Here is a 23512-nt window from a genome sequence, read left to right as displayed (position 1 = left end):
GTTACGCCGGGCGCTGTCCTCGGTGGTCGCCGTCTCACTATGCGCGACACTCTCCGCGGTGAACGCGTCCGCGTCGCAGGACGACGGCTGGTCCCGGGACTTCTACTGGGGCGTCGCGTCGTCGGGCTATCAGTCCGAGGGCAGCGCTCCGGACAGCAACTGGAAGCGGTTCGTGGACCGTTCCGCCGGCAAAGACGGCGTCGACGAATACCGCGACTCCGTCGACTTCCGGCACCGCTACGCCGACGACATCCGCCTCGCGGCCGGGCTCGGCGTCAACACCTACCGTTTCGGCATCGAGTGGGCTCGCGTCGAGCCATCGCCAGGACGGTGGGACGAAACCGAGCTGGCCTTCTACGACGACGTGCTCCGGCAGGTCCGGGCCGCGGGCATGACCCCGATGATCACGCTCAACCACTGGGTCTACCCGGGCTGGGCGCTCGATCAGGGCGGCTGGGCGGAGTCGCGGACGGCCGACGCGTGGCTGGAGTTCAGCCGGAAGATCGTCCAGCGTTACGCCGGGCAGGACGTCCTCTGGGTCACGTTCAACGAGCCGCTGATCTTCCTCAAGAACGAACAGAAGGTCGGCGCCTTGAACGCGACGCGATACTTCGCGGCGCAGTCCAACATCGTCCAGGCGCACCGGCGAGCCTACGACCTGATCCACGAACTCGACCCGACCTCGAAGGTCACCAGCAACCAGGCCTACATCACCGGCGTCAACGGGATGGCCGACTGGTTCTTCCTCGACCAGGTCAAGGACAAGCTCGACTTCATCGGGATCGACTACTACTACGGCCTGAGCATCGACAACTGGACGGTGTTCGCCGCGGCGACCGACAAGTTCTGGGACGTGAAGCTCCAGCCCGAAGGCATCTACTACGCGCTGCGCAGCTACCACGACCGGTTCCCGCGGATGCCGCTCTACATCGTCGAAAACGGCATGGCGACCGACAACGGGAAGCTCCGCGACGCGGACTACACCCGCGGCGATCATGTCCGCGACACGGTGTACTGGCTCCAGCGAGCCAAGGCCGACGGGATGAACCTCATCGGCTACAACTACTGGAGCCTCACCGACAACTACGAATGGGGCAGCTATCGCGCCCGGTTCGGACTGTACACAGTGGACGCTCTCACCGATCCCGCGCTGACCCGGCGCCCCACGGACGCCGTTCCCGCGTACCAGGCTCTGGTGACGGCGGGTGGCGTGCCGCAGGGCTTCCGGCTCAAGCGCGGTCCGGGGACCTGTTCCCTCGTGGACGGGCTGAACAGCTGCCTCAACCCGGCCAAAGTGGACGGACCGCTCATGCCGCTGAAGTGACCAGCTCCAGTCGTCTGCCCTCGAACGTCCGCCGCATCCGCCGGTCGTGGGTGACGACCACGAGCGCGCCGGAGTACTCCGCGAGCGCCTGCTCCATCTCCTCCACGAGATCCGGGGCGAGATGGTTGGTCGGCTCGTCGAGCAGCAGCAGGTCGGTCCTGGCCGTCACGAGCCTGGCCAGTTCGAGCCTCCGCCGCTGCCCGATGGACAGCTCCCGCACCGGCTTGCGCAGATCCGGCGCCCGGAACAGGCCCAGCGACAGCAACCTCCCGGCCGCCTCGTCCTCGTCACTGTCCCCGGCGAAGACCGCCAGAACGGTTCGAGCGTCGGGGGCGAGTCCGCCATTCTGGTGCAGGAACCCGATCCGGCCCGTCCGCTCCGCCGACCCCGTCGACGGCGCCAGCTCGCCGGCGAGCACCCGCATCAGGGTCGTCTTGCCCGCCCCGTTGGGCCCGGTCACGAGGACCCGTTCGCCCGGCAGCACGCTGAGCGACGTCCGCGGAAGACGGCCGTCGACCGACACGTCGTCCACCTTCACCACGTACTGATCGGCCTCGGTCTCCCCCGCGGCGATCCGCGCGGTGAACCGGAGCGGCTCCGGCGGCGGCGGAACACGGTCCGCCTCGAGCCGCTGGATCCGCTCGCGTGCCGACCGGATCCGGCTCATCGCCCCGTGCGCCCGGGATCGGGCCCGGAACGCGCCGGCCCCGCTGAAGGCCGCCGGGGCCTTGCGCGGGATCGCCGAGAACCGGTCGATATTGACGTCCGCCATCCTTTCGTAACGGGCCTTCTCCAGCCGCCACTCCTCGTACTCACGGACCCATCGGGCCCGCGCGGCCTCCTTCGCCGCGAGGTAACCCGCGTAGCCGTTGCCGTGCCGCTGCACGGTCCGGCGGTCCGCGTCGACCTCGAGGATCGTGCTGGTGACCCGGCTGAGGAACATCCGGTCGTGGGTGATCGCGACTATCCGGCCGCGATGCCCGCGAAGGTGGTTCTCCAGCCAGGCGACGGCTTCGTCGTCGAGATCGTTGGTCGGCTCGTCCAGCAGCAACAGTTCCGGCGAAGCGGCCAGGGTGGCCGCGAGCGCCAGCCGGGACCGCTGACCGCCGGACAGGCTGCCCAGCACGAGGCCGCGATCGAGGCCCGGCTGCCCGAGACCGTGGAGGGCGACCTCCACTCTGGCGTCGGCCTCGTAACCGCCACGGGCTTCGTAGACGGTCATGAGGTCCCCGTAAGCGGCCAGGTCTTCGGCGGTTTCGAGCGCTGTTTCGGCTGCCCGCAGCCGTGACTCGAGGTCCCGGATGTCGGCCAGCGCGAGGTCGATCGCGTCGCCGACCGTGGCGGTGTCGGGCAGCTCCAGCGTCTGCGGGAGATAGCCGACGCCTCCGGGCGCGGTGACGGTCACCGTGCCGTTGTCCGCCCGGTCCCGGCCGGCGATCAGCCTCAGCAACGTGGACTTGCCCGAGCCGTTGTCGCCGATGACGCCCGCCTTCTCCCCCGGTTTGACGGTGAAGGAGACCTGGTCGAGTACGACATGGTCGTCGAAACGCTTGGTGACACCGGAGAGCACGAGTTGTGTTCCGGGATTTCGATGCGGGGTACGCACAGGGGCGTCCTCCTGATTCTCGCAAGGGAAGAAGAGAACATGCGGAAGGACGCGGCCCGGCGGAGCGAAAGGCTCTACGCCAGGGCCGCGTCGAAGGCGAGAATCACAGAGTGAAGAAAATCCCCATGCCGAAGACGGTAGCGGGGCAACGCGGACGGGTAAAACGAATTAAAGGTTGTGTACGGGTTCACAGAGTGGTCTGTGTCCCCATACCGCGACAGCGGCGCCCCGGTGACCGAGAATCGAACGTGGAGGTTTTCGCGGTCTGAGGGAATGGGGTTCCTCGTGCACGGGTCCAGCGGTCCGATCACCCGGTTCGGGCGACGGCTCTTCCCCGGTCGCAACTCGCTGGCCCGCGGCTCCGACCGGTTCGAAGCCCTGGTGCTCAAACTCGTCATCCTCGCGGCGCTGCTCGCCATCCCGGGCGCGGCCGCCGTCGGCTCCACCAACCACGGCAGGCAGGTCGCCGCGGCCGCCTCCGACGCCACCGGGCGCCAGGCCGCCACCGCGTATCTGCTGACGGCCGCGCCCGTCCGCATCGTCGACAGCGAGAGCGTCGGGACCGACGACTCCACCACCCAGGCGACCTGGACCGACTCGCGCGGAGCGCGGCACACCGGTGGTGTCCTCGCGACGCCGGGCAGCCCCGCAGGATCGCCCGTGCCGATCTGGATCGACGCCCGCGGCGAGCTCACCGCGGCCCCGAGGAACGCGTCGACGGCGGTGTTCGATTCCGTGCTCGTCGGCCTCTGGCTCTGGTTCGCCGTGGTCGCCGCGCTCGTCCTGTTCCACCGGGTCGTCCGGCTGGTGCTCGACCGGCAGCGCGCCGCGGCCTGGGAGCGCGCCTGGGCGGTCTACCCGCGTTCCGGTTCCTGGCCCTGATCCCGGCGGCGAAGGCAAAGAGCCTCGGCTAGGGTGCCCCGCATGCGCATCATGATCTCGGCGGACATGGAGGGCGCCACCGGCGTCACCTGGACCGAGGACGTCATCCCCGGTACCGAGCAATGGCAGCGATTCCGCCGCCTGTTCACCGGTGACGTCAACGCCACCATCGCGGGTCTGTTCGACGCCGGCGCCACCGACGTGCTGGTCAACGAGGCGCACTCCTCCCAGCGGAACCTCCTGCTCGAAGACCTCGACGGCCGCGCGCGCATGCTCACCGGCAGGCACAAGCCGCTCTCGATGATGCAAGGCATCGACACCGGCGTGGACGGTGTCGTCTTCCTCGGCTACCACGCCGGCGCGGGATTCGACGGCGTCCTGTCCCACACGTACCTCGAGAACCAGATCACCGGCGTGTGGCTCGACGACGTCCCCGCCAGCGAAGGCAGGCTGAACGCCGCGATGGCCGCCGAGTACGGCGTCCCGGTGCTCGTCGTCTCCGGTGACGACAAAGCCTGCGACGATGCCCAGGACTACGCGCCGGAGGCCGAACTGGTCACGGTGAAGGAGTGCGTCAGCCGCTACGCCGCGATCTGCCTGCCGCCCGCGAGGACGGCCGAACTGCTGAGCTCGGCCGCCGCGGACGCGATGAACCGGGCGGGCCGGGTCGAGCGATTCACCACGCCCCACCGGATCGAGGTCGAGTTCGACGCGAGCCACCTCGCGCAGGCCGCGGCGGTGATCCCGACGGTGGAACAGATCGGCGTGCGGCGGGTCGGCTTCGACGCGCCGGACATGACCGAAGCGATGAAGGCGTTCAAGATCGTCACGGCGATCGCGGCCGGGGCGGTGCAGGGTATCTATGGCTGAGCTGGAAACGCAGGGCGAACTTCCCGACCGTGTTGCCAACGCGGAACTCGCCCGGCCGCAGGCCCCGCTATCGCGGCGCCAGGGCGCCGTCGGCGACGACGTGCCGAGCAGTGAAAAGGTGCGCCCTGGCGACGCGATCGCGGACGCGGGTTCCCGAAACAACGCTGACCTGGATGTCGTCGAAATCTGCTCGCGGCTGATCCGGTTCGACACCACGAACCGGGGCAACGGGGACTCCGAGGGCGAGCGCGATGCGGCCGAGTACGTGGCATCGCTGCTTTCGGGACTCGGGATCGGCTCGAAGATCATCGAGTCCGCGCCCCGCCGCGCGAACGTGATCGCCCGGGTGCCCGGCACCGACCCGAATCTGCCCGCGCTGCTCGTACAGGGACATCTCGACGTCGTCCCGGCCGACGCCGCCGACTGGTCGGTGGATCCGTTCTCGGGCGAGATCCGCGACGGGTTCCTCTGGGGCCGCGGCGCGGTCGACATGAAGGACTTCTGCGCGATGGTGCTCGCCGCCCTCGCCACGGGTTTCCGGCCGCGGCGGGACATCGTCCTGGCGTTCGTGGCCGACGAGGAGGACAAGGGCGAGTACGGGGCACACTGGCTCGCCGCGACGCACCGGGACCTGTTCGACGGCTGCGCGGCCGCGATCAGCGAGTCGGGCGCGTACACCTACCACGTCCCCGCCGCCGACGGCCGCACCGTGCGGCTCTATCCGGTGGCGACGGCCGAACGCGGCACGGCGCACCTGCGCCTGACCGCCAAGGGCCGCGCGGGCCACGGATCGCGCCCCAACGACGAGAACGCGGTCACCCGGCTGGTCACCGCGCTCGGCAAGATCGCCGCGCACCGGTGGCCGGTCCAGCTGACACCCACGGTGCAAGCGTTTCTGGAACGCACCGGGGAGGCGCTCGGCGTCCCGATCGATCTGTCCGATGTGGACGGAACGATCGCCCGCCTCGGGCCCGCCGGTGCGCTGGTGGTGCCGACCGTCCGTAACAGCACGACGCCGACCATGCTCGACGCCGGTTACAAGGTGAACGTGATCCCGACTTCGGCCGAGGCCCAGGTGGACGTCCGCGTCCTCCCCGGTACCGAGCCCGACCTGTTCGCCGAACTCGACGCGATGCTCGGCGAGGGCGTCAGCCGCGAGTTCGTCGCACACCAGCCGCCGGTCCAGGCCCCGGTGGATTCGCCGTGGTTCGACGCGATGGCTGAGGCGCTGCGCTCCGAAGACCCCGAAGCCGTCGTCGTCCCCTACTGCATGGGCGGCGGCACGGACGCGAAGGCGTTCAGCCCGCTCGGGATCGACTGCTACGGCTTCGCTCCGTTGTGGCTGCCGGAAGGCTTCCCGTACCGCGCGATGGCGCACGGGGTGGACGAGCGCGTCCCGGTGGAGGGCCTGCGGTTCGGCACGCGGGTGCTGCGGCATTTCCTCGAGCACTGCTGAGGCACCGGGGCGGTCTCGCGTCTATGAAGGATTTGGGACGTTGAGTGTCCCAAATCCTTCATAGACGACCCCTCCGGCAGACGACCCTGCCCGCGTCTGCGGTCGACCCTCCTGCGGTATGTCGAGCGGAACGAGGACACGGACTACTACGTTTGCGGGTGGCTCGACCACGAGTGAGCAGGAGGCCGCCAGTGGACACCGTCGCGCGACTCGCCCGGAACGAACGGGCGGACTTCGCCGCCTTCCTGCGAACGCTGTCCCCCGAGCACTGGGACGCGCCCACGTTGTGTTCGGAGTGGACGGTCCGCCAGGTGGTCGCCCACGTTGTCGACTACGACGCCCAGCGGTTCCGTGATCTGCTCGGCCAGGCCGTCCGCGGCGGGCTGCGGCTGAACCGGATGAACGCGCTGGGTGTGGCACGGAAACCCGGCCGGACCCCGGACGAGCTGATCGCGTGGTTCGAGGAGCACCTCGAACCACGCGGCCTCACCTCGGCGTTCGGCGGACGGGTGGCGCTGCTCGACGGCCTCCTCCATCACCAGGACATCCGGCGCCCGCTGGGGTTTCCCCGCGAGGTGCCGCCGGAACGGCTGCGGCACGCCCTGGCTTTCGCCCGCTACGCCCCGCCGATCAAGGCGCGCAAGCGGGCGCGCGGGCTCCGGCTCGTCGCCACGGATCTCGGCTGGTCGGCCGGATCCGGACCGGAGGTCCGCGGCCCCGGTGAGGCGCTCCTGCTGTCGATCGCCGGCCGGGCCGTGGCACTGGACGAACTTTCCGGGCCCGGCGCGGCGATCCTCGCGTCCAGGGTGGACGGTCGTTGAGGCCGAAGGCTCAGAGCGCGGTGGAACGGCTCAAGGACTCCCAAGCAGCCAACTCCGCCGCCCTGGCCTCGTGCACGGCTCGCAACCCGTCGACAGCGTCGTCGCCGAGTGCGAGCCGGAGCGGCGGGGCATCGCTTTCGAGCACCTTCAAGATCGCCGCCGCGGCCTTCGCCGGGTCTCCGGGCTGCGAGCCGTCCATCCCCTCGACGAAGTCCCGGATCGCGCCGGTCGATTCGCGGTACGCCTCGATCACCCGCGAGCGCTGCAACCGGCTACCGCCGAACGCGGTCCGGAAGGCGCCGGGCTCCACGATCAGCACTTTCACGCCGAACGGCGCGACCTCGGCGGCCAAGGACTCCGACATCGCCTCCAGGGCGAACTTCGCCGAGCAGTAGGCCCCGAAGCCGGGCGGGCTCTGCTGCCCGCCCATCGAACTCATCTGCACGATGGCTCCGCTCCTCTGTTCGCGCAGGTGCGGCAGGACGGCCTTCGTCACCTCGACGGCGCCGAAGAACATCACGTCCATCAGCGATCGCAGGTCGGGCATGGTCAGTTCTTCGACCGCACCGACCGAACCATGCCCGGCGTTGTTGACCACGACGTCGATCCGGCCGAACTCGGCGAGAGTCGCCTGCACTGCGGCTTCGACCTGCGCCGGATCGGTGACGTCGAGCGCCGCGGTGCGCACCCGGCCCTGGCCGAACTCTTCCAGATCGGCCAGTGTCTCCGGACGGCGTGCCGTGGCCATCACCTGGTCACCGGCGTCGAGCGCGGCCAGGACGAGGTGCCTGCCGAACCCGGACGAGCAGCCGGTGATCAGCCAGACGCGGCCCTCGGTTTCCTTCGTCATTCCTGTTTCCTCCAGTGAAGTTCCTGGGGTCCATCGTGCGAAGACCGCGCCCGGGCCGCCAACACCGGCTTCCTGGTACGGCTACAGTCAGAGCCTGTGACCCCCGAGTTGCGGCAGTTGCGCTATTTCGTCGCCGTCGCCGAGGACGCGAGCTTCACCAAGGCGGCGCGGCGCCTGCACATCGCCCAGCAGTCCCTTTCGCAGCAGATCACCGTGCTGGAACGGGTCCTCGGCGCGAAGTTGCTGCAGCGTGACACCCGCGGGACCCGGCTCACCGAAGTCGGTTCACTGTTCCTGCCGGAGGCCCGCGCCGTCCTAGCGCGCAACGACGAGGCGCTGTCGGTACTGGACCGGGCGGTGCGCGGCGAAATCGGCACACTGCACCTCGGCTTCCTCACCACCACGGCCAACTACCTGCTCCCGCCGGTGGTGCGCGCGGTCCGTGAACGGCTCCCCGACCTCACCCTCACCACCGACGACACCCAGATCGCGTCCCTCGTCGACGGGCTCACCGGCGGACGTTACGACCTGATCTTCACCCGGCCTCCGCTCGTCGACGGGTTCGAGACCCGCACCCTGACCACCGAGGAGGTCTGCGCCGTCCTGCCGGAGGGGCACCGCCTCGCGGCCGCGCCCGAACTGAAGCTCGCGGATCTGGCCGACGAATCTTGGGTGCTCACGCCGCGAAGCTCGTGGGAGCCCTGGCATCGCCACTATGACGACGAATTCGAGGCGGCCGGCTTCACGCCGCGGGTCGTCCAGCGGGCGGCGACCGTCCAAGGCCTGCTCGGTCTGGTCGCCGCTGGCGTCGGGGTCACGAGACTCGCCAGGTCTTCGCACAGCCTGCGCCGGAGCGGCGTGGTGTTCGTGCCTCTGGCGGGCGACACCGCCCGGACGGTGGTGGCCTGGTCGCCGGCGAACGGCAAGCCCACGCTGCCCGGCGTGCTCGAAATCGTGACAGAACTGGCAGCTGGAACGGATCTGACGGAGGCGGGCTGACCGGACATCGCGACCGTCACACCGCCATGATCACCCTGTCGGGCCGCGGGTCCGTAGAATCCGGTGACGATGCGACGTTTCCGGTGGTGGTGGGGTGCTCTGGCGCTCACGTTCGTGGTGGTTCTCGTCGGGTTCATTGCCTTTACCGGGTCGGAAAGCCGCCCAGGGCAGCCGTCCCCGCGCCAAGGCCCACCGGGGACGGGGCCGCTGACGGTCGTCTCCATCGGCGACAGCACCGTGTCCGGTGAGGGCGCGGGCGACTACACGCCCACGACCAACGGGCAGGGCGGCAATTGGTGCCACCGCTCCCCCAACGCCTTCGTCGAGCAGATCAAGATCCCCGATGTCACCGCGCGGGTGAACCTCGCGTGTTCGGGGGCGCCCTCGGAGCAGATCGCCCTCGGCGACGCCAAGCAGTGGACCGAGCCGTCGCAGGCTCAACAGCTCGCGAACCTGATCAAGGACCATCGGGTCGCCGCGGTGGTGATCGCGATCGGCGCGAACGACGAGCCGAAGTTCTCCGCTCAGGTCAACGAATGCTTCAAGGCCTGGTTCTCGCCGCAGAACCCGCCGTGCAGCGCGGCGCTTCGCACCACGTGGAAGTCCAAAGTGGACGCCATGGTGCCGAAGGTGACCAACGCCGTCGCCGACGTGAAGAAGGTGCTGGCTCAGGCCGGTTACGTCCCGGCGGACTATCAGCTCGTGCTGATGTCGTACGCCTCGCCTGTCGGCCCCCAGATCCCGGAGGCCCTGCGCAGCCTCAACGGCTGCCCGTTCCGCATCGAGGACCTCGAGTGGATGCGCCGCGACGGCGTCTCCGTCCTGTCGGACGGGCTCAAGCAGGCGTCGAGGGCGACCAGCGCGCGGTTCCTGGACCTCTCGCGGGCGGGCGCCGGGCACGAGGCGTGCAGCAGCGACCCGGCGAACGAGTGGTTCAGCAGGCTGACGCTGCAGCTGCGCGACCTCGGCCAGGTGGACCGCGCCAGCCACGCGTTGCAGGAGTCGTTCCATCCCAACGCGAACGGCCACGCGCAGATCGCGAACTGCCTCAACGAGTTCCTCGCCGCCCGCGGCGGCAACGCGTCGTGCCTCTCCGGACCCGACGGGAAACTGCACGCCGCGCCCGAGGTGATCGCGCGCTAGAGGTCCAGTGCGGCGCGCAACGCGATGTCGATGCGCTCCTGGACCTCTTGGTCGATCTCCGCGATCTTCTCGTCGAACCACGGCCTGTACAGGCGCGTGAGGTTCAGCGTGGAGACCCAGTACCGCGCGTCGACGGCGACGCCGAGGATGTCCTGCGGGTCACGGTCCAGCAGTTCGGTGCCGAGCAGCCACGGCCGCTCGGATTCGTTCACCCCGTCCGAGGACAGCAGGACGACGGTGCGCTGCCGTGCCGGTTCGGTCGGGGGGTGGTACGTCCAGACTTCACCCCTGTGCACGCAGATCCTTCTCCGCGGCGGTCAGCTCGGCCTCGTCCGATTCGGCGGACGGTTCGACCGGGGCGCGCTGCGGGGTGTATCCGGTGCGGACGGCCTCCCTGCGGGCCGCTTTGGACAACCACGACGAGACCGAGATCCCGTGTGCCTTCGCGGCCCGCTCGGCGAACTCGAGCGCACCACTGTCGAGTGAGAGAGTGACCTTACGTGTTGCCATACCTTTTATCGTACCAGCGTCGCGCAAGCCCACCCGTTTTCCCGTTTCACAGGGTGGGCGAACGGCCCTCGAACGGCGTCGACAGCACCACCGTGGTCCTGGTCGAGACCTTGGCGGACTCCCGGATCCGGCGGAGCAGATCCTCCAGGCCGAGCGGCGAAGCCACCCGGACCAGGAGGATGTACGACTCGTCCCCCGCGACCGAGTAGCAGGACTCGATCTCCTTGATGTGCTCGAGACGCTGCGGGTAGTCGTCCGGCGCGGCCGGATCGTTCGGCGTCAGCGAGATCAGCGCCGTGAGCGGCAGCCCGATCTGCTCGCCGTCGAGCCGCGCGGTGTACCCGAGGATGACCCCGCGCTGCTCCAGGCGGCGCACCCGCTGGTGCACCGCCGACACCGAAAGCCCGACCCGCTCCGCCAGATCGGTGAAACTGCGCCGTCCGTCCGCGGCCAGTTCCTGCACGATGGCCTGATCCAGCGGCTCCAGGGAACCCGTCATGCGTCGAGCACGATCAGGTCGTGCGGGCGCTGGTTGACCGACTCGACGCCGTCCTCGGTGACCACGACGATGTCCTCGATGCGGGCGCCCCAGCGACCGGGCTGGTAGATGCCGGGCTCGACGCTGAAGGCCATGCCCGGTTCGAGCGGCAGCGCGTTGCCCTTGATGATGTAGGGCTCCTCGTGCACGTCGAGGCCGATGCCGTGGCCGGTGCGGTGGATGAAGTACTCGCCGTACCCCGCCTCGGCGATCATGTCGCGCGCGGCGGCGTCGATCGACTCGGCGGTGACACCCGGACGGACGGCGTCGACGGCGGCCTTCTGCGCCCGCTGCAGGACGGCGTAGGTCTCGGCGACGTCGGCGTCACGCGGCTCGCCCACCGCGTACGTGCGGGTGGAGTCGGAGTTGTAGCCCTCGGCGATCGGGCCGCCGATGTCGACCACGACGACGTCGCCGCGCTCGATGACCCGGTCGGAGACGTCGTGGTGCGGGCTGGCGCCGTTGGGGCCCGAGCCGACGATCACGAAGTCGGCGTGGGTGTGGCCCTCTTCGACGATCGCGGCGGTGATGTCCGCGCCGACCTCGGCCTCGGTGCGGCCGGGGCGCAGCCATTCGTGCACGCGGGCGTGTACGCGGTCGATGGCGGCACCCGCGTCGCGCAGCGCCTGGATCTCGGCCGCGTCCTTGCGCATCCGCAGTTCGCGCACGATCGGCCCGGCGAGCGTCTGCTCCGCGTCGCCGAGCGCGCCGCGGAAGGCGAGCACGTGCAGCGCCGGGGTGAAGTCGCTGACCGCCACGCGGCCGGGCTTGCCCAGCCGGTCGGCGACCAGTTCGTAGGCGTTGTCGCCGTCGACCCAGGTGACGATCTCGATGCCGAGTTCGTCGGCGGGGACGTCGGCGTAGCCGGGGGCTTCCAGCTTCGGCAGGACCAGCGCCGGGACGCCGTCGGCCGGGATCACCAGCGTGGTCAGCCGTTCGAAGGAGCCCCCGGCCTGGCCGATGAGGTAGCGCAGGTCCGAGCCGGGTGCGATCAGCAGGGCGTCGGTGTCGGCGGCGGCCGCGGCGGCGCGGGCCCGGTCGAGGCGGGCGCGGAGGCTGGCGGCGTCGGGGGCTGGGTTGTGAAGGGAACGGCGCGACATGATGGCGAGCCTAGTCGGTCCGCGCCCCTTGGCTCACCGGCCGGTCACCCCCGATCGGGGCGGGATCGTCGAGTCCGCGCCAGACCCGGAAGATCGCCGGGAAGGTGCCGGCGATCAGGTACAGAGCGCCGAACACGGCGAGCGCGCCGACGAGGCCGATCCCGTCCAGCAGCAACCCTGCCGCCATCGAGCCGAGCGGCATCGCGGCGAGCACCCCGCCCACGAGAAGGCTGAGCACGCGGCCGCGGACGGCTTCGGGAACCCGTTCGTAGACCGCCGGGAGCACGATCGGATTCAGCGCGCCCGCCCCGATCCCGGCGACCACGAGCCCGGCGAGCAGGACCGGCGGTGCGGGTTCCAGCGCGAGCAAGGCGAAGCGTGGCGCGCCTTCGATCGCGACGGCGACGAGGATCGCCGTCCGCCGGGAGAACCGGTGGCCGATCCAGCCGTAGATCGCCGAACCGAGCAGCGCGCCCGCCGCGACCGCGGTGATCATCGCGCCGATGAGCGCGGTGCTGTGCAGGACCTGGTCGCCGTACGCCGGGTACAGGACGCCGAGCAGCCCGAAATCGAGGCTGTTGGTGAGCATCAGCATGCCGACCACCGCGCGCAGTACCGCGTCACGCTTGACGTATCCGAGCCCTTCGCGCAGTTGCCTGAGGTATCCGCCCGACGGCGGCCTCGGCGGACCGGCCGCGGCCGGGATCAGCGCGAACACCAGCGCCGAGGACAGCAGCAACGCGCCCGCGTCGACGAACAGCACCGGCATCGGGCCGATCAGCGCGATCAGCGCGCCGGCGGCGGGCCCGCCCACCATCCGGCCGGTTCTCATCGCCGCTTCGACGGCGCTCGCCGCCCGGCTCAAGCGGACACCGCCGAGTTCGGCGACGCCGGGGAGCAGCACCTGCTTGGCCGTGTCCGCGGGCCCCCGGGAAACCCCCATCACGAACGACAGCACGATCAGCCCGGGCAGGCTGAGCCCTGTCGTGCCCATCGCGAGCGGGATGAGGAGCACCGTGACGGTGGTCAGCAGGTCCGCACCGACGCTCGCCCGGCGTGTGCCGACGCGGTCCACGATCGGCCCGCCCAGCAGCGCCGCGACCATCAGTCCCAGCACCTCGGCCGCGGTGACGAGACCGGTCTTGGTGCCGCTGCCCGTGCTCTGCAGCACGAACCAGGGAATCGCGAGCAACGTCATCATCACCCCGGCCGAGGAGATCCCCGAAGCCACGACCAGAGCCCCCAGTGGCATCCGGCTCATGGCGTCTCCGGCCGGGACTTCCTCGGGAAGGCCGCCCAGTGCACACGGACCTGGGTGTCGCCGTCCTTCTCCGGACGGCGGTACCGGCCGATCACCTCGAGGATTTCGTCGCTCAACGCGGCGGCCTCGTCCGGTGTCAGCGACAGCGGCGAATCGTGGAAGCTGACCTTGTCGATCCACTCGTCGGCCCAGTCCCGCACTTCGGCGACGAACTGCGCTTCGGCCGCGTAGCGCCGCTCGATCATCGTGTGGGCGTAGGCGTTGAAGGGACCCGCGAGGTCGGGATCGTCGATGAAGTCCTTGGCGCGCATCTGGTCCCCCTCGTGCACCGCCCTCCACCACCGGTCACGCCTGCTGCCGCGCTCGGTGTCCTCCGTGATCAGCCCGGATTCGGCCAGCTGACGCAGATGCCAGCTCGTGGTCCCGGAACTCTCCCCCACCCGTTTCGCCAGTCCGGACGCCGTCGCCGGTCCGTCCTCCCGCAGCAACTCCAGGATCTTGACGCGCAGTGGATGCGACAGCGCCCGCAGGATGCGGCCGTCGACCCGCGCGAGATACCTCTCGCCCTCCCCCATGTGCTCCACCCTACGACCGCAGAGAGTTCTTTGCAAAGAGTTCTCTGCGAATGACTCTTGAAGTGAGACCATTCTGGAGTTTGACTTCAAGTTAAGTGCAGGTTTTACGGTCTTGGGCATGACAACGAACTCGCCTTACCAACTCGCCGTCGTGATCAGCAGCGTCCGCGAGGGCCGCTTCGCTCCCGTCGTCGCGAACTGGTTCCTCGACCGCGCCAAGCAGCGCGACGACGTCACCCTGTCCGTCATCGACCTGGCCGAAGCCCCCGGTGATCTCTCCCGCGGCGTCGCCGCCGCGGACGCCGTCGTCGTGATCGTCCCCGAGTACAACCACAGCTACCCCGGCCCGCTCAAGACCGCGCTCGACGCCACCGGCCCCGAATGGCACGGGAAACCGGTCGCCTTCGTTTCCTACGGCGGTATCTCGGGCGGCCTGCGCGCGGTGGAGCACCTGCGTCCGGTCTTCGCCGAACTCCACGCCGCGACGATCCGCGAGACCGTGAGCTTCCCCTACGCCTGGAACCACTTCGGCCCGGACGGTGAGCACGACGACTTCGAAGGCGCCTCCGCCGCGGCCACCACGCTGCTGAATCAGCTGAACTGGTGGGCCAACGCCCTCCGCGACGCGCGCCGGGTGCGGCCCTACGCGGCCTGACGTGTCCGTGGAGGACCCGGCTGGGGGTCGGGTCCTTCACGGACATCCGGGGCGGGACATGGCAGGCTGTCCGCGTGACCGGACCACTCGCTCTCCTCGATTCCGCGAGCCTCTACTTCCGCTCGTTCTACGCACTGCCCGATTCGATGACCGCCCCCGACGGGACACCGGTCAACGCGGTGCGCGGGTTCACCGACACCGTCGCGCGGATCCTCGTCGACCGGCGGCCTTCCCGGCTCGTGGCGTGCCTCGACGCGGACTGGCGGCCGAAGTTCCGCACCGACCTGCTGCCCAGCTACAAGGCGCACCGGGTGGCCGAAGAGGTCCCGGAAGGCAGCGATGTCGAAGAGGTGCCGGACACCCTGACGCCCCAGGTGCCGATCATCCTGGAACTGCTGGAGGCCTTCGGGATCGCGACGGCCGAGGCGGCCGGGTACGAGGCCGACGACGTCATCGGCGCGCTCGCGATCCGCGAGCAGGTGTCACCCGTCGAGGTCATCACCGGCGACCGCGACCTTTTCCAGCTGGTCCGCCATGAACCGACGCCCACGGTCGTCATCTACGTCGGCAAGGGCTGGAACAAGGCCGAGGTCCTCGGCCCGGACGAGATCGCGGAGAAGTACGGGATCCCGGCCGGGAACGCCGGGCCAGGCTACGCCGACATGGCGGCGCTGCGCGGAGACCCCTCGGACGGGCTGCCCGGCGTCGCCGGGATCGGCGAGAAGACGGCGGCGAAGCTGATCACCCAGTTCGGTTCGCTGCAGGAGCTGATCGAGGCGTCCGACGCAGGCGACTCGCGCGTGCCGCTCAAGACCCGGCTCCGGCTGACCGACGCCGCCGACTACCTCGCGGTCGCCCCGACCGTCGTCCGGGTCGCCGCCGACGCACCGGTCGAACAGTCCCGTCCGGACGTCGTCCCGTCCGAGCCCGCCGACCCGGACAAGGTCGCGGAACTCGCGGAACGCTGGAATCTCGGCCGTTCGGTGGAGCGTCTGCTGGCCGCGCTCCCCAAGCCGTGAGCAACACCGAGGCCGACCCGGCCGAGCTGCGGTGCCGGGAAAGGCCGGGCGAAGGCGTCACCGTGCTGACCCCGCGCGACGTCCCGCTCGGCGGTCCGCGCGCCATCCGGGTCCGGCGGACACTCCCGCAGCGCCAACGGTCCCTGATCGGCGCCTGGTGTTTCGCCGACCACTACGGCCCGCAGGACGTTTCGGAGTCCGGCGGGATGGACGTCGCGCCGCATCCGCACACCGGCTTGCAGACCGCGAGCTGGCTGTTCAGCGGCGAGATCGAGCACCGCGACAGCATCGGCACCCGGGCCATGGTGCGGCCCGGCGAGCTCAACCTGATGACCGCCGGGCACGGCATCGCGCATTCCGAAGTGTCCACACCGGACACCTCGACGCTGCACGGCGTCCAGCTCTGGATCGCGCTGCCGGACGAACATCGCGACACCGCTCGGGACTTCCGGCACTACGCGCCGCCACTGCTCGACCTGCCCGGCGCGACCGCCCGGGTCTTTCTCGGGAGTCTCGCCGGGACCACGTCACCGGTCCCGGCGTTCACTCCCCTGCTGGGCGCCGAACTCACGGTGGAGCCCGGAGCGACCCTGGCGCTCGATGTCGACCCGGCCTTCGAGCACGGTGTCCTCCAGGACATCGGCTCCGTCACGGTCGCCGGAGTGGCGCTGGGAACCGGGGAACTCGCCTACCTCGCACCGGGCGCGGAGCGGCTGGAACTGACGAACTCCAGTGGCGAACCGGCTCGGGTGCTCCTGCTCGGCGGGACTCCGTTCACCGAGGAACTCGTCATGTGGTGGAACTTCGTGGGCCGGAGTCACGAGGAGATCGCCGGGTACCGCGAGGCGTGGCAGGCACAGGCCGACCGATTCGGTCAGGTGGAGGGCTATCAGGGCACCACCGCGTGGCTGCCCGCGCCCACGCTGCCGCAGGTGCGGATCAAACCTCGCCGCAACCCGGCTTAGCAGCGCGGCCTCGGAGCCGCTAGGGATGGACTGAAGTCCGTGAAGGGCCCCATCACTACCTTCAGGGTAGGCAAGGAGGCCCTCACGGACACACGATCGCCCTGCGGGCAGCCCGACTTAGAAGAACGTTCCGCACCAAGGCGTGCGCGCGGTGTGGAACAGCGCGTCGGCACGGGCGGCCGCTGCCTCGTCCAGTACCTCGACCCGGCCGGACAAGGCCAGATCGCCGAACAGGCCGTGGCCGAGGTACAGCGACGACAACGTGGCGACGTCCAGCCGCAGATCGGCCTCGGCGGTCGTGCGTTCCACGCCGTCCGGGCCGACGACGTAACGGCCGTTGTTGTCCGGAAGCTGCTTGTCGTGCACTTCGAGTACCACGGGATCGGCGGTGCCATAGGAGCGTGCCCGCAGCGCCGCGAGGACGTCGACGAGGCGCAGCCACAGGTCGTCGATGACTTCGGTGGTGTTCACCGCGCGCGGGTCGGTGAGCAGTTCGGCGAGCGGCTCGTCCAGCGGGCGGCCACGGCCGGCGACGGCCGAGACGAGGTCGATCGACAGCAGGAAGCGCCACAGGCCCGCCCAGGCCTGTGGCGTGGCGGCATGAAGTTCACGGATGTCCAGGAGCGCGCCACGCTCCGGCGCCTGCCGGTCGCGAGTGTCGATGGTCTGGTAGACGACGAACCCGTCGTCGCCGTCCGGTCCACTGTGGACGGCTACGCGATACCCGTCGTCCCCGGTGACCACTCGTTCGAAGAAGCCCGGCCACCAGTTGGCCGGCCGGGTCACGAAACCCGGCCGCGTTCCCTCGAATCGGCTGTACAGCGCGGGAACACGCTCGACCGCTTCGGCCGGGGTGACGAACCTGACCACGCCGTCCCGCCCCACGCCGTCGCGAAGCCGGGCGCGGGGGCGTTCGACGGAAACACCTCTGCAGAAAGTGGCCGCGCCGTAACCGAAGCGACCGTAGATCACCGCTTCCGACGCGTGCAGCGCGGCGAGCGGGACGCCGCGCGCCGCGAGGTCTTCCAGCTGTACGGCCATCATCGCGGTGAGGATCCCGCGGCGGGTCCAGTCTGCGCGGACGCCGACACCGTCGACGGCGGCCGTGACGAGCTTCCGTCCACCCGGGACGGTCAGCTCCACCTCGAAGGAACTGGCGATGCCCACCGGGGTGCCGTGGTCGTCGAACGCGGCGAATTTCCCGGCGGCGGGCCAGGACGGGGCCATCTTCGCCCAGACCTCGTCCGAAGCAGGCTTGCCGTGCAAGGACTCCGCCAGGACTCCGAGACACGCCCTCTGTTCGCCTTCGGCCACGGCACGCACATGGAATTCGCTCATACCCGCCGATCCTGCCGCGCGGACCGGCCGAACCCAACCCGTTTTCAGGCGGGCGCGCCGACCTCGTAGCGGCCGTCGTCCCCGGTGACGGTGATCGTCACGGTCTTGCCCTCGTCGCCGACCTGGACGGTGCAGGTGAACGTGCTGCCGTCCTTGACCGTCTGGTTCGCCGGGCAGAGCACGTCGCCGACGTCTCTCACCTGATAGGTCTCGGTGAGGATCTTCCGCACGTCCGCCTGCATGGTCCGCGGGTCGAAGACTCTGCCCGGAGCGGCGGAGGACGAACCGCCGGACGTGGCGGGCGTGCCCGGCGCAGGGCTCGTCGTCGGCGGGACCGTGACGGTCTTCGTCGCCGGCGTGGGCGCCGGGGTGTCCGAACACGCCGCCAGCATCGCGAACGCGGCACAGCACAGACCGACCGTCGCGACGGCTCGCCTGCTCAAGCTTCTCCACCCCCACCGGTGTGATCATCCAACGTCAGAAGAAGGTACCGCACCAGGGATTGACCCGCGTGCCGAACAGCAGGTCCGCATGCTCCAGAGCGGCCGCACCGGTGGCACGGACCCGGCCGGCGGCCGCGAGATCCGACGGGCGCCAGCCACCGAGGTACACCATCGACAGGGTGTCGGCGTGCAGTTCGAGATCCGCCGGGTCGGTGGTGCGGACGGCGCCGTCCTCGGACAGGCGGTAGCGGCCGGAGTTGTGGTCCAGGAAAGGGTCCGTGACCTCGATGACGACCGGCTCGCCCCGGTACGTGCGCGCGTCGAGCATCCTCGCGACGTCGACCAGCCGGAGCCAGCCTTCGTCCTGGATCTTCTGCACCGTCACGTGCCGCGGGTCGCTGAACAGCAACTCGACCGGCTCGTCGAGCGGCCGCTTCTCGGCGGTGATGAGGTCGACCAGGTCCACGGACACCAGGTAGCGCCACAACCCCGCGAACGCGTCAGGACTCGCGTAGTGGAACGACTGGACCTTCAGGAGCGCCGGAGCGCCGAAATGAGCCCTCTCGACGGTGTAGGTGACATAGCCGTCGACCCCGTCCTGGCCGCGATGCACCGCGGTCGTGACCGGCGTGGTCGCCCGGCGCAGTTCCCGTTCGTAGCCCGGCCACAGATGCGGGCTCCGCGCGATCATCCCCGGCCGGGTGCGCGGCAGCGCGTCGAAGAGCGAAGGCCATTGCTCGACAGTGCTTTCCAGATCCAGCAAGGAGATCTCACCGCCAGTGGGCGCCTCGGGCCGGAAGCGGGCCCGGTGCCTGTCGACCTCGATCGACTTCGCCCGCACGGCGACGCCGTAGCCGAACCTGCCGTAGATGGCGCCTTCGGACGCGTGCAGCATCGCCGCGGGAACGCCCCGAGCGGCGAAATCCTCGAACTGCGCGCGCATCAATCCGGTCAGCACGCCGCGGCGGGTCCGGTCGGCGCGGACGCCGACGAGGCTGACCGCGGCGAGCGGCGTGGTGCCGCCGCCGGGCAGGGTCACTTCCGAATCGAACGACCGGAGGGTGCCGATCAGCTCCTGGTCGAACGCGCCGAACCCGCGGTCCGGCTGCATCGACGGGGCGATGGCCGACCATTCCTCGTCGGTCATCTCCTTGGCGTGCAAGGCGCGCCTGAACAAATCGGTCGCGGTCCGTTCCTCGTCGGACCGCAGCCGCCGCACTGAGAAGTCGCTCATGACACGATCATGCAGGATCGACCGCGCGCGGCGCCCGCCGTTATTTGATGGCGGGCGGAGAGACCTCGTAGTTGCCGGTGTCACCCTTCACGGTGATCGGCACCTCCTGTGGCTTGCCCTCGATCGTGGCGGTGCAGGTGAACTTCACGCCGTCCTTGACCTCCTGGCCGGAGGGGCAGGTGACCGCGCTGATCTCCTTGATCCCGTAGGTCTCGGTGAGCAGCTTCTGCACGTCGGTCTGCATCTGCGTGTTGTTGAACACCTGGGTGTTGAACCAGCCCGGCGTGACGAAGCCGAGGATGCCGACCGCGGCGATGATCACCACGAGCGCGCCGATCCCGACGAACAGGCCCTTCTTGGACTTCGGCTTGTCCTGCGCCTCGCCCTGGGTGCCTGGGAACTGGCTCTGGCCGTAGTCGTACTGGCCGGGCTGCTGCTGCCCGTACTGCGCCTGTTGCTGCGGGCCGCTCTGGGGGTAGCCGGGTTGCTGCTGGGGCCCGCTCTGCGGATATCCCGGCTGCTGGCCGTACTGCGGCTGCTGACCCCACTGCGGCTGCTGTTGCTGCGTCTGCGACGGGTCCTGCTGCTGCGGGTAGCCCGGCTGCTGCTGGGACGGGTCGTAGGGGGCGGGCTGCTGACCCCACTGCGGCTGTTGCTGCTGGGTCTGCGACGGGTCGTACTGCGGCTGCTGGCCCCACTGCGGTTGCTGCTGCGGGCCGCTCGGCGGTTGAGCGCCGCCCGGCTGTTGCCCGTAGCCCGGCTGCTGCCCCCATTGGGGCTGCTGCTGCGGGTCGTTGCCGCCATACGGCGTGCTCATCGTTCGCCTCCGCCTGTTCCGCCATCGTCACCGGCCGACCTGCATGGCCGTCGTGGGCGATCCAACCACAGGTCGGCGCCCCTGCCCACTGTTCCCGGCCGGTGTCGGGGCAACTCGCCGCGACCGTGCTCACACCGGACGCGCTTCCATTCCGCCGGTCAGCCCAACTCCTGGGTGTGGAGATGGGCTCTCCGCGAGGGGTGGTGGTCTCGCGCGTAGTGAAGGCCTCCTTACTTACCCTGAAGGTAGGCAAGGAGGCCTTCACGGACGGTCACGCGCCGCCGGCCGCCACGACTCCACGCCGCAACGCCTTCACCGCGTCCGAGGCCGCCGCTCCGACCGGGTCCGCCTTCCCGAGGACGTCGCGGATCTGGTCCAGCAGGTCGATGACCTGCCGCGCCCAGCGCACGAAGTCACCGGCCGACAGCTCCTGCCCGTTCGCCTCGGCGGCGGTGAGGACCTTCTCCAGCGATTCGCCGCGCGCCCATCGGTAGACGGGCCAGGCGAAACCGGCGTCGGGTTCGCGGGTGCGGTCCAGTTTGTGGCGCCGCTCGTCCTCGGTGAGCTCCATCCACAGCCGCGTGGTCGCCTGCCAGGCGTCGAGCACCTTGCCCGCGGGCAGGCGGGGCTCCCCCGCGGTGTCCCGGCGTGCCTCGAAGACCAGCGTCGAGACGACGGCGGCGAGTTCGGCGGGCGCCAGTCCTTTCCAGACGCCGTGCCGGATGCACTCGGCGGCGAGCAGATCGGACTCGCTGTAGAGCCGGGTGAGCCGCTTCCCGTGTTCGGTGACACGGTTCTCGCCGTCGCCCTTCGACTCGGGGCCGAGGTACCCGCGTTCGCCGAGGAGCCGCAGGATGCGGTCGAAGGCACGCGCGAGCGAGTGCGTGGTCGCCGCGACCTTGCGTTCCAGTTGCTCGGTCTCGGCCGTGAGCCGCTGGTACCGCTCGACCCAGCGCAGGTTCGCCTCGCGTTCGGCGAGGCCGTGGCACGGATGCGCGCGCAGCGCCCGCCGCAGCGCGGCCAGCTCACCGTCCTCATTGGCCCCAGCTCGGCGCTTTTGCCTGCCAGGCAAGGAGATTCCCGCGTTGCGCAGACTCGAAGCGATATCCCGCCGGGTCTTGGGCGAGCGCAGCTCGATGTGCTTCGGCAGCTTGATGTTCCCCAGCGCCTCGACCGGCGACGGGAAGTCGGAGACCGAGAGCGGCCCGGACCAGCGGTCCTCGGTGACCACGACGGGCCGCGGTTCGCGGATCGGGTCGAGCCCCGGGTCGACGACCACCGCCAGCCCGGCGCGCCGCCCGGCGGGGACGGCGATGACATCGCCCTTCCGGAGCTTCTCCAGCGATTCGGCGGTTCCCGCACGGCGGGCGGAGGTGTTCTGACGCGACAGCGCCTTCTCCCGGGCGGAGATCTTCGCCCGCAACTCGACGTACTCCAGCATCTGGTCGAAATCGCCGGTGATGGCCGAGGTGTAGCCCCGCAGGGCCTCCTTGTTCCGCTCGATCCGCCGGGCCGTCCCGACCACCGACCGGTCGGCCTGGAACTGCGCGAACGACTGTTCCAGCAGGTCACGGGCCTCTTCGGCGCCGACCTGGGCGACCAGGTTCACCGCCATGTTGTAGCCGGGCCGGAAGGACGACCGCAGCGGGTACGTCCTGGTCGAGGCCAGCCCGCCGACCTGCTTCGGGTCGATTCCCGGCTGCCAGGCGACGACCGCGTGGCCTTCGACGTCGATGCCGCGCCGTCCGGCCCGCCCGGTGAGCTGCGTGTACTCCCCCGGCGTCAGGTCGACGTGCGCCTCGCCGTTGTACTTCACCAGCCGCTCCAGCACCACGGTGCGCGCGGGCATGTTGATGCCGAGCGCGAGCGTTTCGGTGGCGAAGACGACCTTCACCAGGCCCTGGACGAACAGCTCCTCGACGGTTTCCTTGAACGCCGGGAGCAGCCCGGCGTGGTGCCCGGCGATACCGCGTTCGAGCGCCTCACGCCATTCCCAGAAGCCGAGGACGCCGAGGTCGCCTTCGGGGAGGTCCTTGGTGCGCTCGGCGACGATGCGGCGGACCTTCTCGACCTCTTCGGGGCCGTTGAGCCGCAAGCCGGACCGGACGCACTGACCGACGGCGGCGTCACAGCCGGCGCGGGAGAAGATGAACACGATGGCGGGGAGCAACCCGGCGTTGTCCAGCCGCTCGACCGTGTCGGTGCGGGACGGCGGCCGATACCGCGGCATCCGCGACGGCGCCCCTCGCCGTCCTCTCGGCCCGCGCAACCCGGCCGGGGCGAAACGCCCGCCGATCTCCTCGGTGCGGCGAAGCAGGCTGGGGTTGATCCGCAGTTCGGCGCCCGGCGCGTGTTCCTCCTGGCCTGCGAACAGGTCCAGCAGCCGGTTGCCGACCAGCATGTGCTGCCACAGCGGCACCGGCCGGTGCTCGTCGACGACGACGGTGGTGTCGCCGCGGACCTCGACGAGCCATTCGCCGAACTCCTCGGCGTTGCTCACCGTGGCCGACAGGCCGACGACCCGGACGTGTTCGGGCAGGTGGAGGATGACCTCTTCCCAGACGGCACCGCGGAACCGGTCGGCGAGGTAGTGGACCTCGTCCATCACCACGTACGCGAGCTCGCCGATGGTCGAGGACCCGGCGTACAGCATGTTGCGGAGGACCTCGGTGGTCATGACCACGACCTGCGCGTTGCCGTTGATCGAGGTGTCGCCGGTCAGCAGGCCGACGGCGTCGGCCCCATAGCGGCCGACGAGGTCGGCGTACTTCTGGTTCGACAACGCCTTGATCGGTGTCGTGTAGAAGCATTTGCGACCCTCGGCGAGGGCGAGATGCACCGCGAACTCGCCGACCACGGTCTTCCCGGCGCCGGTGGGCGCGCAGACGAGCACGCCGTGACCGTCTTCGAGCGCCTCGCAGCCGCGGACCTGGAAGTCGTCGAATTCGAACGACGATTCCGCCGCGAAGCGGGTCAGCTGGGGGTATCGAGCGCGGCGCTGGGAGGCCGCGTAGGCCTCGGCCGGGGTCTGAGAAGGGCTATTGACCACTTCGTCAGGGTTCCATACCCCACCGACAGTTCGCACTCGGTGTGACGATCTCGGGAA

Annotated in this window: 23 protein-coding genes; 10 read left to right on the top strand and 13 right to left on the bottom strand. The window is 70.0% G+C overall.

Going from position 1 to position 23512, the window contains the following annotated elements:
* The first annotated feature begins 58 nt into the window (after nt 1–58).
* On the top strand, nt 59–1324 hold the full coding sequence (locus tag AC069H_RS15285) for a family 1 glycosylhydrolase (protein WP_478232929.1): 1266 nt from the start codon (nt 59–61) through the stop codon (nt 1322–1324).
* Here AC069H_RS15285 and abc-f read toward each other — a convergent pair.
* Nucleotides 1308–2930, bottom strand: coding sequence for a ribosomal protection-like ABC-F family protein (gene abc-f / locus AC069H_RS15280; protein ID WP_478232682.1), 1623 nt, complete (start codon nt 2928–2930; stop codon nt 1308–1310). The genes AC069H_RS15285 and abc-f overlap by 17 nt on opposite strands.
* Before the next feature lie 285 nt (nt 2931–3215).
* Between abc-f and AC069H_RS15275 the strand changes: the two genes are divergently transcribed.
* From AC069H_RS15275 to AC069H_RS15260, 4 genes are all read left to right on the top strand, one after another.
* Entirely contained in the window at nt 3216–3812 is a 597-nt protein-coding gene (locus tag AC069H_RS15275; protein ID WP_478232681.1) for an Rv1733c family protein, read from the top strand.
* A gap of 42 nt (nt 3813–3854) precedes the next feature.
* A complete protein-coding gene (locus AC069H_RS15270; RefSeq protein WP_007035431.1) occupies nt 3855–4682 on the top strand; it encodes a M55 family metallopeptidase in 828 nt (275 codons plus the stop codon).
* Nucleotides 4675–6138: a M20/M25/M40 family metallo-hydrolase gene (locus AC069H_RS15265; protein ID WP_478232680.1), complete on the top strand. Its 1464-nt coding sequence runs from the start codon at nt 4675–4677 to the stop codon at nt 6136–6138. Before AC069H_RS15270 ends, AC069H_RS15265 begins: the two co-directional genes overlap by 8 nt.
* A 191-nt stretch (nt 6139–6329) precedes the next feature.
* On the top strand, nt 6330–6959 hold the full coding sequence (locus AC069H_RS15260) for a maleylpyruvate isomerase family mycothiol-dependent enzyme (RefSeq protein ID WP_478232679.1): 630 nt from the start codon (nt 6330–6332) through the stop codon (nt 6957–6959).
* 10 nt (nt 6960–6969) lie between these two features.
* Here the strand turns inward: AC069H_RS15260 and AC069H_RS15255 are convergent, their stop codons facing one another.
* A complete protein-coding gene (locus AC069H_RS15255) occupies nt 6970–7809 on the bottom strand; it encodes an oxidoreductase (RefSeq protein ID WP_478232678.1) in 840 nt (279 codons plus the stop codon).
* A 96-nt stretch (nt 7810–7905) separates the two neighbouring features.
* Here AC069H_RS15255 and AC069H_RS15250 point away from each other — a divergent pair, with 96 nt between their 5' ends.
* On the top strand, nt 7906–8808 hold the full coding sequence (locus tag AC069H_RS15250; protein ID WP_478232677.1) for a LysR family transcriptional regulator: 903 nt from the start codon (nt 7906–7908) through the stop codon (nt 8806–8808).
* A gap of 69 nt (nt 8809–8877) precedes the next feature.
* Nucleotides 8878–9951: a GDSL-type esterase/lipase family protein gene (locus AC069H_RS15245; RefSeq protein WP_478232676.1), complete on the top strand. Its 1074-nt coding sequence runs from the start codon at nt 8878–8880 to the stop codon at nt 9949–9951.
* Here AC069H_RS15245 and AC069H_RS15240 read toward each other — a convergent pair.
* The 6 genes from AC069H_RS15240 to AC069H_RS15215 are packed head-to-tail and all read right to left on the bottom strand — an operon-like array spanning nt 9948 to nt 13935.
* Complete coding sequence (locus AC069H_RS15240) at nt 9948–10247, bottom strand: hypothetical protein (RefSeq protein WP_005150941.1); 300 nt, start codon at nt 10245–10247, stop codon at nt 9948–9950. The two genes, AC069H_RS15245 and AC069H_RS15240, sit on opposite strands and share 4 nt — an antisense overlap.
* Nucleotides 10234–10461: a hypothetical protein gene (locus AC069H_RS15235; protein ID WP_007035425.1), complete on the bottom strand. Its 228-nt coding sequence runs from the start codon at nt 10459–10461 to the stop codon at nt 10234–10236. The genes AC069H_RS15240 and AC069H_RS15235 overlap by 14 nt, the downstream gene beginning before the upstream one ends.
* A gap of 46 nt (nt 10462–10507) precedes the next feature.
* Entirely contained in the window at nt 10508–10960 is a 453-nt protein-coding gene (locus tag AC069H_RS15230) for an Lrp/AsnC family transcriptional regulator (protein WP_016334198.1), read from the bottom strand.
* Complete coding sequence (locus AC069H_RS15225; RefSeq protein ID WP_478232675.1) at nt 10957–12099, bottom strand: M24 family metallopeptidase; 1143 nt, start codon at nt 12097–12099, stop codon at nt 10957–10959. The genes AC069H_RS15230 and AC069H_RS15225 overlap by 4 nt, the downstream gene beginning before the upstream one ends.
* A 10-nt stretch (nt 12100–12109) precedes the next feature.
* On the bottom strand, nt 12110–13360 hold the full coding sequence (locus AC069H_RS15220; RefSeq protein ID WP_478228359.1) for an MFS transporter: 1251 nt from the start codon (nt 13358–13360) through the stop codon (nt 12110–12112).
* Complete coding sequence (locus AC069H_RS15215) at nt 13357–13935, bottom strand: ArsR/SmtB family transcription factor (RefSeq protein WP_478232674.1); 579 nt, start codon at nt 13933–13935, stop codon at nt 13357–13359. Before AC069H_RS15215 ends, AC069H_RS15220 begins: the two co-directional genes overlap by 4 nt.
* A gap of 118 nt (nt 13936–14053) precedes the next feature.
* On the opposite strand from AC069H_RS15215, the gene AC069H_RS15210 reads away from it, so the two are divergent.
* The 3 genes from AC069H_RS15210 (at nt 14054) to AC069H_RS15200 (ending at nt 16574) form a co-directional block, all read left to right on the top strand.
* A complete protein-coding gene (locus AC069H_RS15210; protein WP_478232673.1) occupies nt 14054–14590 on the top strand; it encodes an NADPH-dependent FMN reductase in 537 nt (178 codons plus the stop codon).
* 74 nt (nt 14591–14664) lie between these two features.
* Nucleotides 14665–15609: a 5'-3' exonuclease gene (locus AC069H_RS15205; RefSeq protein WP_478228356.1), complete on the top strand. Its 945-nt coding sequence runs from the start codon at nt 14665–14667 to the stop codon at nt 15607–15609.
* Nucleotides 15606–16574 (top strand): pirin family protein, encoded by a 969-nt coding sequence (locus AC069H_RS15200; protein WP_478232672.1) that lies wholly within the window; start codon nt 15606–15608, stop codon nt 16572–16574. Before AC069H_RS15205 ends, AC069H_RS15200 begins: the two co-directional genes overlap by 4 nt.
* 117 nt (nt 16575–16691) lie before the next feature.
* On the opposite strand, the gene AC069H_RS15195 is transcribed toward AC069H_RS15200, so the two are convergent.
* From AC069H_RS15195 to AC069H_RS15175, 5 genes are all read right to left on the bottom strand, one after another.
* Nucleotides 16692–17912 (bottom strand): GNAT family N-acetyltransferase, encoded by a 1221-nt coding sequence (locus tag AC069H_RS15195; RefSeq protein ID WP_478232671.1) that lies wholly within the window; start codon nt 17910–17912, stop codon nt 16692–16694.
* A 44-nt stretch (nt 17913–17956) separates the two neighbouring features.
* Entirely contained in the window at nt 17957–18355 is a 399-nt protein-coding gene (locus tag AC069H_RS15190; RefSeq protein WP_478228353.1) for a DUF4333 domain-containing protein, read from the bottom strand.
* Between the two features lie 34 nt (nt 18356–18389).
* Nucleotides 18390–19589 (bottom strand): GNAT family N-acetyltransferase, encoded by a 1200-nt coding sequence (locus AC069H_RS15185; protein ID WP_478232670.1) that lies wholly within the window; start codon nt 19587–19589, stop codon nt 18390–18392.
* A 40-nt stretch (nt 19590–19629) separates the two neighbouring features.
* Entirely contained in the window at nt 19630–20406 is a 777-nt protein-coding gene (locus tag AC069H_RS15180; protein WP_478232669.1) for a DUF4333 domain-containing protein, read from the bottom strand.
* A gap of 271 nt (nt 20407–20677) precedes the next feature.
* On the bottom strand, nt 20678–23455 hold the full coding sequence (locus AC069H_RS15175) for a DEAD/DEAH box helicase (protein ID WP_478228350.1): 2778 nt from the start codon (nt 23453–23455) through the stop codon (nt 20678–20680).
* Between the last annotated feature and the right edge of the window lie 57 nt (nt 23456–23512).

It is taken from the genome of Amycolatopsis sp. NPDC043887 (assembly GCF_056435665.1).
Note: the sequence above shows the minus strand (reverse complement) of the source record. Positions and strands in the feature narration are given on the sequence as shown.